Below are 15,885 nucleotides of genomic sequence, written 5' to 3'. Positions count from 1 at the left end.
GTCCGCCTCCCGGCCGGGGCGCGGCCGGTTCTGTCGCCGTACGCCTCAGTTCCGGGGATACGTGCTGGTCAGAAGGGGCTTGCCCGGCGCCTGCGCCAGATCGTCCGCGCAGCCGGCGGGGACGAGGTAAGCGTCCACCAAGGAGGCATCCGCCGGATGCGGAACGAGAACGAGGTAGACGGGCGCGCCCTCGTAGTTCCCTCGCTCCGACGCCACCGGTGCCTCCGTGCGGCCGGTGGACCGCAGTACGCAGGGCGGAACCGGTGCGGGCTCCGGTGCCGCCTGCCGGTCGGAGGGAGCCTGCTCGGGGGCGGTGTCCAGTCCCATGGTCTTGTTGGTGCGGTTCTGGCCCGCGGAGGCGAGGAGACGGTGGACGGAGTCCTGGAGGCCCTGGGCCGTGTAGCCGCCGGCGCCCGGGGAGCGGGCGGCGCTGGACGTCTGGTGCGTGGCGCCGTCGGGAGTGCCGGTACCCGTGAACCCGCCGAACAGGTAGACGCCGAGCACGCACGCGGCGGCTCCGGACAGACCGGCGAGCACGGCGATCCTGCGGCGCGCGCGGCGCCGCCCCGGACCCGTTGGCCCGGACGGGTGACCGGCGGGCCGCAGTGCGCCGGTCCGCTCGGGCGCGGGCACGGATGTTTCACGTGAAACACCGGCCGGGGCCGCGGATCCGGTCCCGGCGGGGGGCGGGTCGGCGGGGGCGGCGGCCCGCGAGCCGGTGGAGTCGAGGAGCGCCTCGGCGGCCAGGGCCGCGTCGATGCGTCCGGCCACGGCGGAGGGCATCCGCGGCGGGCCCGGGAGCGTGCCGAGGAGGGAGCGGATCTCCTCCAGGGACGCGCGTACGTCGGCGCACAGGGAGCACGCCCCGATGTGGCGGCGGACCTCGGTGCTGCGGGACGGGGAGAGCAGGCCTTCGGTGAGGTCGGAGATCTCCGAGACCTCCGGGTGCCGGATCGTGCCGGCAGTGCCGGTCGTCGGGGTCACGGTCGTCCACCTCCGCCCTTCACAGCGTCTGGGTCTGGATCCCTGGAGCCGGAATCCCTGGCGTCTGCCGCAGGTGGGACGGGTGTCCCCGGCGTCCGGTTCCTTCCCCGCTCCGCGGCGCTGTTATCCGCGGCATTCGAGCGCAGATGAGTGAGCAGCGGGAGGAGTTTCGCCCGGCCGCGGGCACAGCGGCTCTTCACGGTGCCGGTGGGGACGCCCAGGACGAGGGCGGCCTCGGCGACGGGGTAGCCCTGCATGTCGACGAGGACCAGGGCGGCCCGCTGATCGGGCGGGAGGGTGCTGAGGGCGGCCAGGAGCTGGCGGTGGAGGTCCTCGCGCTCCGCGGGGGCCTCGGCCGACTCGTGGGGCTCCAGGAGGCGCTCCAGGCGCTCCGTGTCGTCGAGCGGCGAGGTCCGGCGGGAGGCGGCCTTGCGCGCGCGGTCCAGGCAGGCGTTGACGGTGATCCGGTGCAGCCAGGTGGTCACGGCGGAGTCGCCGCGGAAGGTGTGGGCGGCCCGGTAGGCGGAGACGAGCGCGTCCTGGACGGCGTCGGCGGCCTCCTCCCGGTCGCCGAGGGTGCGCAGCGCGACGGCCCAGAGCCGGTCGCGGTGACGGCGTACGAGCTCGCCGAAGGCGTGGGGGTCCCCGTCGACGTGCAGCGCCAGGAGTTCCTGGTCGCTGCGTTCCCCGAGCGCGGCTTCGTCCAACGGTGGGCCCCTCCCCTGGCGTGCGTCAGCCCTTGAACTTCACATCCGCGAGGCCCTGCTTGTAGCCGGCCTTGCTGTAGTCGGCGTATCCGCCGTACGGCACGGAGGTGATCCACAGGAGCACGTAGCGGGTCTTGACCGGCGTTTCGGCGGTCAGGTCCACCGCGTTGTCCTTGGTCGTCGCGTCCGCGATCTTCTTCATGTCGCCGACGGAGTTCTTCGGGTGCATGGATTCCGCCGCGTACAGGGCCATCGTGGTGTGGTCCCCGGCGAACTTCATCAGGACCGAGGCGGCGCGGACGTCGTGCTCGGCGCCGAGGTCGTAGATGATCCCCACGCCGGAGGTGATCTGGAGCTTCGGACCGTCGTCGTAGCTCTTGGTCTTCCAGTAGGTCGAGGTGTCGCCGTCGTACGACTTGCCGACCCCGTCGGCGTTCTGGGGGCTGCCGTCCGGGTAGTACTCCGCGGCGCCCTTGATGGAGAGCGGTACGGGGTCCTTCTTCTCCGGGGTGTCGTCCGTCTTCTGCTGCTGGGTGCGCGTGTTGTCGCCGCTGCCCTGCTTGCTGTGGTTCAGCAGGGTGTCCGCGAGCTGCCAGCTGCCCAGGCCGAGGGCGGCGATGAGCAGTGCTGCGACGCTCCACTTCAGGGCGCGGCCGGTGCGGCTCTGCAGCGGGGGCGGCGGCGGAACGGGCTGGGGCGACAGCACGGTGGCCGGGCCGATCGGCGCGGGCCGGCCGTAGCTGCCCTGCTGGTACGTGGTGTGCTGGTACTCGGGCGGGGCGGTGAAGGCGGGCTCCGGCGGCTTGATGCGCGGCATCGCCGCGACGGCCTTGGACAGCTCCTCCGGTGTGGTGCAGGCGGGCTCCTGACGGGACGCGGTGGCCCCGTCGTTGGCCAGGGCGCGCATGGCGAGCTCGCCGAGGCCCCGGTGGACACCGGCGCGGACCTGGTCGGGAGCGATCAGCCCGACGCCCTTGGGCAGGCCGGTGAGGCCGTAGGCGTCGTTCTCGTAGGGCCAGCGCTGGGTCAGGGCGGCGTACAGGAGCGCGCCGATGGCCTCGGTGTCGGCCTGCTGCGGGGTTTCGCTGGTGATGCCGCGCAGGGCGGCGTTCACGGCGAGGCCGCGGATGCGGTACTGGCCCGTGGAGGTGCGCAGTATCGCGCTGGGCGTCAGGCGCAGGTGGGCCAGACCCTCTCGGTGGGCGGCGGCCATGGCCTGGGAGACCTGGCTGACCAGCTGGTAGGCCTCGTGGGGCTCCAGCGGGCCGGCCGCGAGGATGGCGGTGAGCTCCGTGGCGTCGGGCAGCCACTCGTGGACGACGTAGACGAGGTCGTTCTCCTCCACGGCGTCGAGGACCTGGACGAACCGGGGGTCGCCGAGCAGGGCGGAGGAGCGGGCGGCGGCCAGTACGGTGCGGGCCCGGGGGTGGTCGGCGGGCAGGAGGTGGACGCCCACCGCACGGCGCAGCTTCTCGTCCATCGCGCGCCAGCTGCTGAATCCGTCCAGACGGGTGACGCACTCCTCGAGCCGGTAGCGCCGGGCGAGCTTGTGTCCGCTGTGCAGTTCGGGTGCGGCCGCCGGTGCCGCGCTTCTGCGTTCGCCGTCCGTCTCTGGCATGGATCCGTCCGCGGCTCGTCCGTCCTGGGTGTCCACCCCGTCGGCCGTGGCCTTGGCCGCATCTGCGGCCAGCGGCTCGTCGCCGCTGTTGTCGGCCACGTCGACGGCAGCCGTGCTACGTTCCGCCACCGTCGTCCCTGCCTCCCCATCCGTTACGCGCTGTCGGCCAGTCTGCGAAGCCATGCCAATTGTGCCCACAGTCCGGCGCTCCGCACGACACGCGATCGGGGTCCGGTCCGTGAGCGGGCGCCCGCATCAGCGCCCCAGACGTCCGCGGACCATCCCGACCATCGAGTTGAGTTCCTCGATCCTCATCCGCTTCGCGGCGATGAGGAAGACCGCGCCGAGTGCGATGCCGCCACCGATCAGGGAGGCGAGGGACCCCGCCGCGTTGTTGCCCAGCCAGTGCGTGATGGCGTAGGCCACGCCGCCCGCCACGGCGGCCGCCGGTACGCAGGCCCCGATCAGGCGGGTGTAGGTCCGCATCACGTGGGCGCCGTCCAGGTCGCCGCCCAGGCGCTTCTTCAGGCGGCGCCAGGCCACGCCGACGCCGACGGCGTAGCCGAGACCGTAGGCGGCGGCCATGCCGACGACCGCCCAGCGCGCGGGCAGGACGAAGAAGGCGAGCGCGGAGACGCCCGCGTTGACGGCCGCGACGATGACGGTGTTGTAGAAGGGGGTCCGGGTGTCCTCGTAGGCGTAGAACCCGCGCAGGACCACGTACTGGACGGAGTACGGGATCAGGCCGAGGCCGAAGGCCATCAGGATGTAACCGATGTTGGTGGCGTCGTCGGCGCCGGTGCTGGCGTACAGCAGGGTGGCCATCGGAACGCCCAGGGCCAGGAAGGCGAAGGCGCAGGGCACGATCGCGACCGCGGAGGTGCGCAGGCCGTAGGAGATGTCGTCGCGGACGGCCGCGGCGTCCCCGTCGTGCGCGGAGCGGGAGATGCGCGGCAGGACCGCGGTCATGACGGAGACGGTGATGATGGCCTGCGGCATCTGCCACAGCAGCAGGGCGTAGTTGTAGCCGGTGATGCCGGTACCGCCGTGGCCCTGCCTGTCGGCGACCTCTCCCGCCCAGGTGGCGAGCTGGGTGACGACGACGAGGCCGATCTGGTTGGCGAGGACGAAGAAGAACGTCCACTTGGCCAGTCCGGCGGCCTTGCCGAGCCCGTGGCCCTTCCAGTCGAAGCGCAGGCGCATCTTGAAGCCGGCGTCGCGCAGGTAGGGGAGCATCGCCAGGGACTGGACGACGAGGCCGAGCAGGGTGCCGATGCCCAGCAGGCGGACGCCTTCGGCGGTGATGGTCTGCTCGGTGACCCCGGTGCTCGTGAAGCCGCCGAAGGCCCAGATGAAGGCGCCGAAGGTGGAGATGACGATGATGTTGTTGAGGACCGGGGTCCACATCATCGCGCCGAACCGGCCGCGGGCGTTGAGGATCTGACCGAGGACCACGTGCACGCCCATGAAGAACATCGTGGGCAGGCAGTAGTGGGCGAAGGCGACGGCCACGTCCAGGCGCTGCGGATCGTCGGCGATCTTCTGCGACATCATGCCGATGAACAGGGGTGCGGCGAGGACGCAGACGACGGTCACCGCGCCCAGCAGCACGACGACGAGCGTCAGCAGCCGGTTGGCGTAGGCCTCTCCGCCGTCGTCGTCGTTCTTCATGGCGCGGACGAGCTGGGGGATGAACACCGCGTTGAGGGCGCCGCCGCCGACGAGGACGTAGATCATCGTCGGCAGGGTGTTGGCGACCTGGTAGCTGTCGTTGAGGGAGGCGACGCCGATGGCGCCGGCGATCACCAGGGTGCGCGCGAAGCCGGTGATGCGGGAGACGATCGTGCCGGCCGCCATCAGCGCGCTGGACTTGAGCAGGCTGGACGCCCGGCCGGCGGGCTTGGCCGGGGCGGGCGCCGCGACGGGCGCTTCCTCGGCCGGGGCGCCGGGGGCGGCCTGCTGGTCGCGGTAGAGGTGCGTGAAGGCGTCGGGCTGGGGCTGCTCGTCCGTCGCGCTCGTCACGAGCGAGTCCACACCGACGAACTGCGTCGTCGCCGCGTGGTCGCCGTACGGCAGATGGCGGGAGGGGCCGTCGGGCTCGGGCGGCGGGGTCTGGGCCCAGACGCGCGGATCGGGGCCGTGCGAGGGCATCTGCGGGGCCGCGTAGAGGGGACCGGGCTCCTGATAGGTGCCCGGCGGCGGCGGGGGGTGCGAGGCCCGGTCGTAGAGGACCTCGGCGACGGGGTCCTGTGCCGAAAGGTCCTGCGCCCGGTACGGGTCGTAGTCGTAGGCGTCCTGGACATACGGGTCGTGGTCCGGCGCGGGCGCGGGCGCGGGAACCTGCCCGGGCACCGGAGTGCCCGGGGCAGTGCCCTGGGAGGGCGTCGGCCCGCCAGTGCCCTGCGCGCGGTCACCGTCGTACGGCGCGTTCATCGCAACCCCACCTCATCGTCCCCAGGCCGAACGGCCACGGCATCGCTCAACGGTCCACTGTCTCACCCGTGCCGGACCCCTCGGCGCTTTGCGGTCCGGTGTCCGTGGACACGTCACTCGGCTGCGTGTCCTCCCCGTTGACCGCGCGCGCGGCGACGCGCTTGCGGCTGGCGTACATCTTGATGCCCGCCAGGACGAGGAGGAGCACGCCGCCGGCGATGACGAGCATGACGGTGGGAGTGATCTCGGTGGCCTCGACGGTGAACCTGCGTTCCTTGCCGTAGGGCACGCCGTCCTTGGTGAAGAGCCGCGCGGTGACCTCGACCGGACCGCTCGCCGTGGCGTTGGCGGTGAACTTTACCGTCTGGCTGTGGCCGCCCTGGACGGTGACCTCCTGCTCGGCCTCACCGCTGTCGCCGAACATCAGACGGGTGGGATTGGCGGACTTCACGCGCAGTACGAGGTTGTGGACGTCCTGGACGAGGCTGTTCTGGACGCTCACCGGGATGGTGGCGCTGTGCCCGGAGAGGGTGGCGTCCGACTTGGGGACGACCTTGACCTTGTCGGCCAGTCCGATCAGGTAGTCCTGGACCTGGTCCCGGTAGATGCGGCCGTCGTCCTCGCGGCCGCGCCAGGTGGTGGACATCTCCCGGTTCGTGGTGTTCCCGAAGGGGATCTCGACACGGTCCGGGGCGGTGAGGATGACCTTGAAGTGGTCGAGGGTGTTCTGCGTCGTACGGATCTGCTCGAACGCCGAGACCGGAAGTTCCTGCTTGCTCAGCGCCTCCGGGTACTGGCCCGCGCCGGGGACCTGGGTCGCGGCGCCCGGGTCGGGCTTGGCGGCGGCGGCCGCCTCCAGGTCGGAGGGCTGGGTCCAGCGCGCCCCCTGAAGGCCGCGCAGGGCCGTGGCCATCGAGTCCACCTGGCTGGCGGTGGGCCTGCGCTGGGGCGTGACGACGTAGCTGCGGGGCTCTTCGCTGTTCTGCAGGTTGAGGGCGAGGCTGTGGGCCAGGAACTGCTGGATGGCCAGGGTGGAGTCCCCGGCACGGGCCATGTCGCCCTCGAAGGCGGTGGAGAGGTCGGCATCGGCGACGACGGCGGTCGTGCCGGCGCCGATGGGGCGGGCGGCGGACGGCGTGTAGCCGAGGGTGCCCGTCTCCTGGAGGCTGTCACTGCGGGTCAGGACGTTGTGCGCGCCGGCCGAGGTGGCGACGTTGACGATCGACGGGTCGATGGCCCCGTCCACCGGCCACGAGAAGTCCGTGGACGGGGTGACGTGCAGCACGGTCTCGACGGCCTGCTTCGCCTTGTCCGTGGCCGGGCGCAGCTGGCCCAGGGTCCCGGAGACGTCTTTGCCGTGGTGGGCGAGGGAGGCGATGTCCGGGTCGGCGAAGGGCAGCGCGACGACCTTCTTGCCCTGGACGGCGTTCTCCAGGGCGCTCAGCCACTGCTCGGCCACGGCCTTGTTCCTGCCCGGTACGGGCTTCCCCTCGGGGTCGGGGCTGCGGACCCGGTACCCCTTGGTCATGGCGTCGACGGTGGTGAGCAGGTCGGGATCGATGACCCAGGTGACCGGGAGGTCCTTGCCGAGGGAGACCATGCGCTCCAGGCGGCCGCCCGGTGCCAGCTCGGCGGCGAGCGAGTCGTCGAGGAAGACGGGGGTCTGCAGCTCGTCCGAGCCGGTCTCCGCGCTGACGCGGGTGTTGGAGACCAGCGGCCAGACGTAGGTGAGGGGGGAGCGCTTCGCGGCGGGGTCCGGCTGCCAGGGCAGGAAGGTCCGCTGGATGCCCAGGACCTGCTCCGAGGGGTGGCTGTCGGTCGTGCCGGACAGGGAGACGCCGAGCTGGTAGACGCCGTCCGCGCCCAGGTCCAGCTTGTTGACCGGCACCTTGATCGTGAACTGCTGGGCGACCTTCGAGGGCAGCGAGTCGACCTTCACGGCGAAGGCGGAGTCGATCTCCCCCGGGTCCACGCCGGGCCGGAAGCCCTTGCGGTCGGCCACCTCGCCGATGGAGGAGCGGTCGGCGAGCATGGGGCCGACCCGGAGGCCGACGTGGGCGCCCTTGATCGTCTCGCGGCCGTTGTTGACCACCGTCCCCGAGATCGTCAGCGTGTCGCTCTTGACCGGAGCGCTGGGGGACACCTCGTTCAGCTGGACGTCCACGGAGCTGTCGGCGGCCTGGGCCGGTGGCGCGGGGGCGTAGATCAGAGCGGCCAGAACCGGCGTTCCGGTGAGCAGGACGACCGCCCGCCGCAGCCATCGGCGCCGGGCAGGGGAGGGAGCTGCCCCCTGGATGTCTGCCGCCTCGGCCACGCGTCCGCCCGTCCTCGAAGTGTCAGTGGTCGTCGTTTCTGCGTCCACGCATGGTAACGAGGCGCGCTGTGCGCGAGTGCCGCGCCTTGCTCCACATGATCGGTGCGGCCCGTGACCCCCGGGCAGGGGGGTGCCGGGAAACGGGGGAGCCCGCGCCGGGCGGGCCACGTACCCTTTTCTGTTGTGCCGAACGCCAATGAAGACACCCCCCGTGCCCTGAGTCAGGTGCAGCGCCGAGCGGTCAGTGAACTGCTGCGGGTCGCCCCTGTCGCCGACGAGCTCGGCCGCCGTTTCCAGGAGGCGGGTTTCCGCCTCGCCCTGGTCGGCGGTTCCGTCCGCGACGCGCTGCTCGGGCGTCTCGGCAACGACCTCGACTTCACCACCGACGCCCGTCCCGAGGCGGTGCTGAAGATCATCCGGCCGTGGGCCGACTCGGTGTGGGACGTCGGCATCGCCTTCGGCACGGTCGGCGCGCAGAAGGACGGCTTCCAGATCGAGGTGACGACGTACCGCTCCGAGGCGTACGACCGCACCTCGCGCAAGCCCGAGGTCTCCTACGGCGACTCCATCGAGGAGGACCTGGTCCGGCGCGACTTCACGGTCAACGCCATGGCCCTGGCCCTGCCGGAGCAGGAGTTCGTCGACCCGCACGGCGGCCTCGAGGACCTGGCCGCCGGGGTGCTGCGGACCCCGGGCACCCCGGAGGACTCCTTCTCCGACGATCCGCTGCGCATGCTGCGTGCGGCCCGGTTCGCCGCCCAGCTGGACTTCGAAGTGGCCCCCGAGGTCGTCGCGGCCATGAAGGCCATGTCCGACCGGATCGAGATCGTCTCGGCGGAGCGGGTGCAGGGCGAGCTGAACAAGCTGCTGCTGTCCGCGCACCCCCGCAAGGGCCTCGGCCTGCTCGTGGACACCGGTCTCGCGGACCGGGTGCTGCCGGAGCTGCCCGCGCTGCGGCTGGAGAGCGACGAGCACCACCGGCACAAGGACGTGTACGACCACTCGCTGATCGTGCTGGAGCAGGCCATCGCGCTGGAGGAGGACGGCCCGGACCTCGTCCTGCGGCTGGCCGCCCTGCTGCACGACATCGGCAAGCCCCGGACCCGCCGGTTCGAGAGCGACGGCCGCGTCTCCTTCCACCACCACGAGGTGGTGGGCGCGAAGATGACCAAGAAGCGCATGACCGCGCTGAAGTACTCCAACGACATGGTCAAGGACGTGTCCCGGCTGGTGGAGCTGCACCTTCGCTTCCACGGCTACGGGGACGGGGAGTGGACCGATTCGGCGGTGCGGCGCTACGTGCGCGACGCCGGCCCGCTGCTGGGGCGGCTGCACAAGCTGACCCGGTCGGACTGCACCACCCGCAACAAGCGCAAGGCCAACGCGCTCTCCCGGACCTATGACGGTCTGGAGGAGCGGATCGCCCAGCTCCAGGAGCAGGAGCAGCTGGACGCGATCCGCCCGGACCTGGACGGCAACGAGATCCAGCGGGTGCTGGAGATCGGCCCGGGCCCGGCGGTGGGCAAGGCGTACGCCTTCCTGCTGGAGCTGCGCCTGGAGAACGGCCCGATGGACCACGACGCGGCGGTGGCGGCCCTCAAGGAGTGGTGGGCCGCCCAGGCCTGAGGCCGGGCCTCAGATCCGGTCCGGCATGTTTCACGTGAAACATCGCGCACGCGATGGCGCGATGTTTCACGTGAAACGTCGCGCGTCCCGTCGCCCCTGCCAGTGCAGGAGGGCGGCCGTGGCGGCGTAGAGGACGGCCACGCTCAGGACCAGCGCGGCCGACCTGCCGTCGGCGGGCAGCACCAGGGCGGCCACGGCGGCGGCGCCGACGAAGGCCACGTTGACCAGGACGTCGTACACGGAGAAGACCCGGCCCCGGAAGTCGTCGTCGACCTGGGACTGGACCACGGTGTCGGTGGAGATCTTGGCGCCCTGGGTGGCGAGGCCCAGGACGAACGCGGCGGCGAGCATCGGCCCGGGGGCGAAGGCCAGGCCGAGTGCCGGGACCAGAACGGCGGCGCCGGCGGCGCAGGCGACGATCCACCCCCGTGTGCCCATGCGGCCGACGAGCCAGGGGGTCACGACGGCGGCGGCGAAGAACCCGGCGCCCGAGACGCCGATCGCCATGCCCAGCAGCGCCAGCCCGTGGGCCTCGTCGTCCGACCAGGAGTAGCGGCAGAGCATCAGCAGCATCACGAAGAGGGCCCCGTAGCAGAACCGCATCAGGGTCATCGCGGTGAGGGCCTGGGCCGCCTCACGCCGGACGGCCAGGTGCCGCAGGCCCTGGACCATGCCCCGCACGGTCAGGACCACCCCCTGGGCGACCGTGGGATGGACCCGGCCCGGCGGGTGGTCGGGCCCGAGGAGTCCGGCGGCCAGCCGCAGCGCGGCCAGGGCGGCGCACAGGTAGAAGACGGCGCCGACCAGCACGACCAGGGCGTTCGAGTCGGAGACGAGCAGCCGTACGAGGAAGGCGAGGCCTCCTCCGGCGGTCGCCGCCAGGGTTCCGGCGGTCGGTGAGAGGGCGTTCGCGGTGACCAGCTGGCCGGCGCCGACGACCCGGGGCAGGGAGGCGGCGAGCCCGGCCAGCACGAACCGGTTCACGGCGGTCACGGACAGGGCCGAGGCGTAGAACAGCCAGTCGGGCACGTGCGCGACGATCAGCACGGCCGTCACACCGGCGAGGAGGGCCCGCAGCAGGTTGCCGTAGAGGAAGACCTGCCGGCGCCGCCACCGGTCCAGCAGCACTCCGGCGAAGGGTCCGATCACGGAATAGGGCAGCAGCAGCACGGCCATGGCCGAGGCGATGGCCGCGGCCGAGGTCTGCTTCTCCGGCGAGAAGACCACGTAGGTGGCGAGGGCCACCTGGTAGACCCCGTCGGCGGCCTGGGAGAGCAGCCGTACGGCGAGCAGGTTGCGGAAGTCCCGCAGGCGCAGGAGTACGCGCAGATCACGTACGACGGGCATGAGGGCAAGGGTCACACACGCCGAGGGTCCCCGGACACATTTGCCCGGGGACCCTCGGCGGAAGAACAGTCGAAAACCAGCTGTCCTCGAGGACGCCTGGTTCGGCTAGCGCTCGACCTCGCCCTTGATGAACTTCTCGACGTTCGCGTACGCCTCGTCGTCGAAGTACTGCACCGGCGGGGACTTCATGAAGTAGCTCGACGCCGACAGGATCGGGCCACCGATGCCGCGGTCCTTGGCGATCTTCGCGGCGCGCAGGGCGTCGATGATGACACCGGCGGAGTTCGGGGAGTCCCACACCTCGAGCTTGTACTCGAGGTTCAGCGGGACGTCGCCGAACGCGCGGCCCTCGAGGCGGACGTACGCCCACTTGCGGTCGTCGAGCCACGCGACGTAGTCGGACGGGCCGATATGGACGTTCTTCTCGCCGAGCTCACGGTCGGGGATCTGCGAGGTGACGGCCTGCGTCTTGGAGATCTTCTTCGACTCGAGGCGGTCGCGCTCGAGCATGTTCTTGAAGTCCATGTTGCCGCCGACGTTGAGCTGCATGGTGCGCTCGAGACGGACACCGCGGTCCTCGAACAGCTTCGCCATCACGCGGTGCGTGATGGTCGCGCCGACCTGGGACTTGATGTCGTCGCCGACGATCGGGACACCGGCCTCGGTGAACTTGTCAGCCCACTCCTTGGTGCCGGCGATGAAGACCGGGAGGGCGTTGACGAAGGCGACCTTGGCGTCGATGGCGCACTGGGCGTAGAACTTCGCCGCGACCTCGGAACCGACGGGCAGGTAGCAGATCAGGACGTCGACCTGGCGGTCCTTGAGGATCTGGACCACGTCGACCGGAGCCTCGGCGGACTCCTCGATGGTCTGGCGGTAGTACTTGCCCAGGCCGTCGTGGGTGTGGCCGCGCTGAACGGTCACGCCCGTGTTCGGGACGTCGCAGATCTTGATGGTGTTGTTCTCGCTGGCGCCGATGGCGTCCGAGAGGTCGAGGCCGACCTTCTTCGCGTCGACGTCGAACGCGGCGACGAACTCGATGTCACGCACGTGGTAGTCGCCGAACTGGACGTGCATCAGACCGGGGACCTTGGCCGCCGGGTCGGCGTCCTTGTAGTACTCGACGCCCTGCACCAGCGAGGCGGCGCAGTTGCCCACGCCGACGATGGCTACGCGAACCGAACCCATTCCGGTTGCTCCCTGTTTGTTCTCGGAACGAGGTCTGCGAGCTGCAGACCTCATTTTGCAGTTTCGTCGGACGGACCGGGTCGTCTCTGATCCCGTCCCGCCCGCTCGCTCTCGATGAGCTCGTTCAGCCAGCGCACTTCACGCTCCACGGATTCCATTCCGTGGCGTTGCAGCTCGAGCGTGTAGTCGTCGAGGCGCTCCCGCGTGCGGGTGAGGGAGGCACGCATCTTTTCCAGACGCTCCTCCAGCCGGCTGCGCCGGCCCTCCAGCACGCGCATCCGCACCTCTCGTTCGGTCTGGCCGAAGAAGGCGAAGCGGGCGGCGAAGGACTCGTCCTCCCAGGTGTCGGGGCCGGTGTGGGAGAGGAGCTCTTCGAAGTGCTCCTTGCCCGCGGCCGTCAACCGGTAGACGATCTTTGCCCGGCGCCCTGCGAGTGAAGCGGCGACGGCATCCTCCGGGGCGTTGCCCGGCTCCTCGATCAACCAGCCGTTGGCGACCAGCGTCTTGAGGCAGGGATAGAGGGTCCCGTAGCTGAACGCCCTGAAGACCCCCAGCGAGGTGTTGAGCCGCTTGCGCAGCTCGTAGCCGTGCATGGGGGATTCGCGAAGCAGGCCGAGGACGGCGAACTCGAGGATGCCTGAGCGCCTGCTCATCCGCCTGCTCCTCTCTCCGCCGCTGAGTTTATGCCGAGCTGATGTATCGGCTCGATACATCCAGACGATAGAACGGGCCGCTCCCATCGACAAGGGGTGACGTGGTGACCGGCGTCACATCACCAATTCGCACGACGCAAGTTGCCTGATTTGGGGTGAACTTCGGCACTGGTTGGGTTTTGACCGTGCGTAGTCTGTGCGGGCAAGACTCCGGGGGAACCGGAATCACCTGCCGCTTCCAGGCCACTCGCCTGCCCGAGGAGTAGTCGTTCGATGAGCGAGCACCGCCGCAAACCGCCGCAGTCCCAAGGTGGCGGCCGCGCCGCCTCCCGTCGGGCTGCCCAGCAGCGCCCCGGCCGGGGCTCCGGCCCCGGGCACGACGTGCCCACCGCCTCGCCCTCCGCCCCGCCCGGCGGACCGTACGCGGGGCAGTCCGCGTCCGGCAGCCGGGCGGACGCCCGCCGGGCCGCCCAGCGGGGAGCCGCGGGCCGCGGCCGCGCGGGAGGCAAGGGGGGCAAGGGCGGCCGGCTCATCAACTACCCGCGCGCCGAGAAGGAGGGCTGGAAGCGTTTCGTCCCCTCCTGGAAGCTGGTCGGGGGTACGACGCTCGGCTTCTTCTCGGTCATCGTCGCGGGCGCGGGCATCGGCATCGCCAGTGTGGGAACGCCCGACGTGAACAAGGCGGCCAAGGCGGAGAACAACGTCTACGAGTGGGCCGACGGCAGTCAGATGGTGGCGACGGGCGGCTCCACGAACCGCCAGATCGTGCCCATCGACCAGATCCCGCTGTCGATGCGGAACGCCGTGATCGCCGCGGAGAACGAGTCCTTCGAGACGGACAAGGGCGTCGACCCGACGGGCATCGCCCGCGCCGTGGTCAACATGGCCTCCGGAGGATCCACCCAGGGCGGCTCGACGATCACCCAGCAGTACGTGAAGAACATGTACCTGGACTCCGAGCAGACCCTGAAGCGCAAGGTCACCGAGCTCTTCATCTCGATCAAGCTGGGCGTGTCCGAGCGCAAGGACACCATCCTCGCGGGCTACCTGAACACCGCCTACTACGGCCGCGACGCCTACGGCATCCAGGCCGCCGCGCGCGCCTACTTCGGCAAGGACGCCAAGGACCTCAACCCGTCCGAGAGCGCCTTCCTCGCCTCCATGCTCAAGGGCCCCAACCTCTACAACCCCGACGGCGGCGCCGGCAGCGCCGCGACCCCCGAGGCCAACGAGAAGCGGGCCCGCGCGCGCTGGGCCTGGGTCCTCGACCGCGAGGTCTCCGTCGGGCGGATGGAGCAGTCCGAGCGGGACAAGTACAAGGACTTCCCCGAGCGGGTCGACCTGTCCCAGGGCCGCGGCCTGACCGGGCAGATCGGCTACCTCGTCGACGTGGCCAAGGCGTACGTCATGAAGACCGGCGACATCAGCGCCGAGAAGATGGCGCTCGGCGGCTACACGATCCGCACGACCTTCGAGAAGCCGAAGGTCGACGCGCTCGTGAAGGCGGTCGAGGAAACCCGCAACGACTTCCTCGACGAGAAGAAGCGCCCCGAGTACGACACCTTCGTCCAGTTCGGCGCCGCCTCGGTGGACGTGAAGTCCGGGGCGATCGTGGCCCTGTACGGCGGCCCCGGCTTCGACCAGAAGCACTTCACCAACAACGCCAACACCTCCGGCGTCCCGGTCGGCTCGACCTGGAAGCCGTACGTCCTGGCCGCCGCCCTCGAGTACGGCACCCAGAACTCCAAGGGTTCGGGCATCTCGATCGACAGCAAGTACAACGCCGACGACCTCACCGTGATCAACAACCGGGAGGGCAAGCCGCTGCTCAACGAGAACGGCAGGCCCTTCCAGCAGAAGAACGAGAGCCCCGAGGCCCACGGCTACGTGACCCTCAACGAGGCGATGCGCCAGTCGATCAACGTGCCGTTCGCCCAGCTCGTCTTCGACGTCGGTCACACCAAGGTCCGCAACGTCGCGAAGTCCACCGGCATCCTCCCGGAGTCGATGGACGCCAACGACAACGCCTCCTTCGCCCTGGGCACCTCGACACCCAGCGCCATCCGGATGGCCGACTCGTACGCCACCTTCGCCGCCTCCGGCACCCACCGCGAGCCCTACTCGGTGCAGACGGTCCAGAAGGAGGGCAAGGCCCTGCCCGGCTTCGAGCCCCCGAAGGAGTCCCGGGCCATGGACGACGCCGTCGCGAACAACATCACCAAGGTGCTGCAGAACGTCGTCGAGAACGGCACCGGCACCAAGGCGAAGAAGCTCGGCCGGCCCGCCGCGGGCAAGACCGGCACCACCGACCAGAACAAGTCGGCCTGGTTCGTCGGCTACACCCCGCAGCTGTCCACCTCGGTGACCCTCTTTCGCAACGACCCCAATGCCAAGGGCAAGGACCGCAAGCTGCTCTCCATGAACCACGTGGGCGGTGTCGACTCCATCCACGGTGGTGACATCCCGGCCGTGATCTGGACCGAGTACATGCGCGAGGCGCTCAAGGGCACCCCGAGCAAGGAGTTCCCGGAGGCGGAGGACATCGGCGTCGTCGCGGACGCGGCCGGCGCCCCGAAGCCCACGCCCCCGGCGGCCCCCTCGCCGTCGGTCTCGCCCTCGACCTCCCCGTCCACCTCCCCGTCGATGGTCTCCCCGTCCCCGTCCGACGGCGGCAAGCCGTCCTGCAAGCCGTGGCAGATCTTCAGCTGCGACCCGGAGACGGCGGCCGGCGCGGGCAACGGCGGCAACGGGACCGGCGGCAACGGGGGCAACGGCGGACGCGGCGGCGCCGGCAACGGCGGCAACGGGAACGGCGGCAACGGCGGACTGCCCGCCGGCGGCACCACCGGAGAGGCCTCCCCGCCCACCGGCAGGCCGGGCAGGCCCGGCGGGACGACCAACTGGGGCACCACCATGGGCACCGGAGGCTGATCCCGCCCGCCCCGTACCGGTGAGGGCCGTCGCACCCCGTGCGGCGGCCCTCCCGCGCGTCCGGCCGCGTACGGCAGGATGAGC

At 70.9% G+C, this 15,885-nt stretch carries 10 protein-coding genes; 2 read left to right on the top strand and 8 right to left on the bottom strand.

Features of this window, described 5'->3' with window-relative positions; genetic code table 11:
• Nucleotides 1–45: 45 nt before the first annotated feature.
• The 5 genes from ACGFXC_RS14015 to ACGFXC_RS13995 form a co-directional block, all read right to left on the bottom strand.
• Complete coding sequence (locus ACGFXC_RS14015; protein ID WP_393712551.1) at nt 46–984, bottom strand: hypothetical protein; 939 nt, start codon at nt 982–984, stop codon at nt 46–48.
• On the bottom strand, nt 981–1,691 hold the full coding sequence (sigM, locus tag ACGFXC_RS14010) for an RNA polymerase sigma factor SigM (protein ID WP_393712550.1): 711 nt from the start codon (nt 1,689–1,691) through the stop codon (nt 981–983). The genes ACGFXC_RS14015 and sigM overlap by 4 nt, the downstream gene beginning before the upstream one ends.
• A 25-nt stretch (nt 1,692–1,716) precedes the next feature.
• Entirely contained in the window at nt 1,717–3,438 is a 1,722-nt protein-coding gene (locus ACGFXC_RS14005) for a protein kinase family protein (RefSeq protein ID WP_393712548.1), read from the bottom strand.
• A gap of 126 nt (nt 3,439–3,564) precedes the next feature.
• Nucleotides 3,565–5,742: a murein biosynthesis integral membrane protein MurJ gene (gene murJ / locus ACGFXC_RS14000; RefSeq protein WP_393712547.1), complete on the bottom strand. Its 2,178-nt coding sequence runs from the start codon at nt 5,740–5,742 to the stop codon at nt 3,565–3,567.
• A gap of 46 nt (nt 5,743–5,788) precedes the next feature.
• Nucleotides 5,789–8,056 carry a DUF6049 family protein gene (locus tag ACGFXC_RS13995; protein ID WP_393712545.1) on the bottom strand — a complete coding sequence of 756 codons (2,268 nt, stop codon included), beginning with the start codon at nt 8,054–8,056 and terminating at the stop codon, nt 5,789–5,791.
• A 183-nt stretch (nt 8,057–8,239) separates the two neighbouring features.
• On the opposite strand from ACGFXC_RS13995, the gene ACGFXC_RS13990 reads away from it, so the two are divergent.
• On the top strand, nt 8,240–9,682 hold the full coding sequence (locus ACGFXC_RS13990) for a CCA tRNA nucleotidyltransferase (RefSeq protein WP_393712543.1): 1,443 nt from the start codon (nt 8,240–8,242) through the stop codon (nt 9,680–9,682).
• A 66-nt stretch (nt 9,683–9,748) separates the two neighbouring features.
• Here ACGFXC_RS13990 and ACGFXC_RS13985 read toward each other — a convergent pair whose 3' ends face one another.
• The 3 genes from ACGFXC_RS13985 to ACGFXC_RS13975 form a co-directional block, all read right to left on the bottom strand.
• Entirely contained in the window at nt 9,749–11,029 is a 1,281-nt protein-coding gene (locus ACGFXC_RS13985) for an MFS transporter (protein WP_393712541.1), read from the bottom strand.
• 105 nt (nt 11,030–11,134) lie between these two features.
• On the bottom strand, nt 11,135–12,217 hold the full coding sequence (locus ACGFXC_RS13980) for an inositol-3-phosphate synthase (protein WP_351822136.1): 1,083 nt from the start codon (nt 12,215–12,217) through the stop codon (nt 11,135–11,137).
• 50 nt (nt 12,218–12,267) lie between these two features.
• Complete coding sequence (locus tag ACGFXC_RS13975) at nt 12,268–12,870, bottom strand: PadR family transcriptional regulator (RefSeq protein ID WP_351822139.1); 603 nt, start codon at nt 12,868–12,870, stop codon at nt 12,268–12,270.
• Between the two features lie 273 nt (nt 12,871–13,143).
• On the opposite strand from ACGFXC_RS13975, the gene ACGFXC_RS13970 reads away from it, so the two are divergent.
• Complete coding sequence (locus ACGFXC_RS13970; RefSeq protein WP_393712539.1) at nt 13,144–15,801, top strand: transglycosylase domain-containing protein; 2,658 nt, start codon at nt 13,144–13,146, stop codon at nt 15,799–15,801.
• The last annotated feature ends 84 nt before the right edge of the window (nt 15,802–15,885 follow it).

This window comes from Streptomyces sp. NPDC048507 (genome assembly GCF_043199995.1).
Taxonomy (GTDB): Bacteria; Actinomycetota; Actinomycetes; order Streptomycetales; family Streptomycetaceae; genus Streptomyces.
The sequence above is the reverse complement of the archived record's forward strand: the minus strand, read 5'-3'. Positions and strand labels throughout refer to the sequence as shown.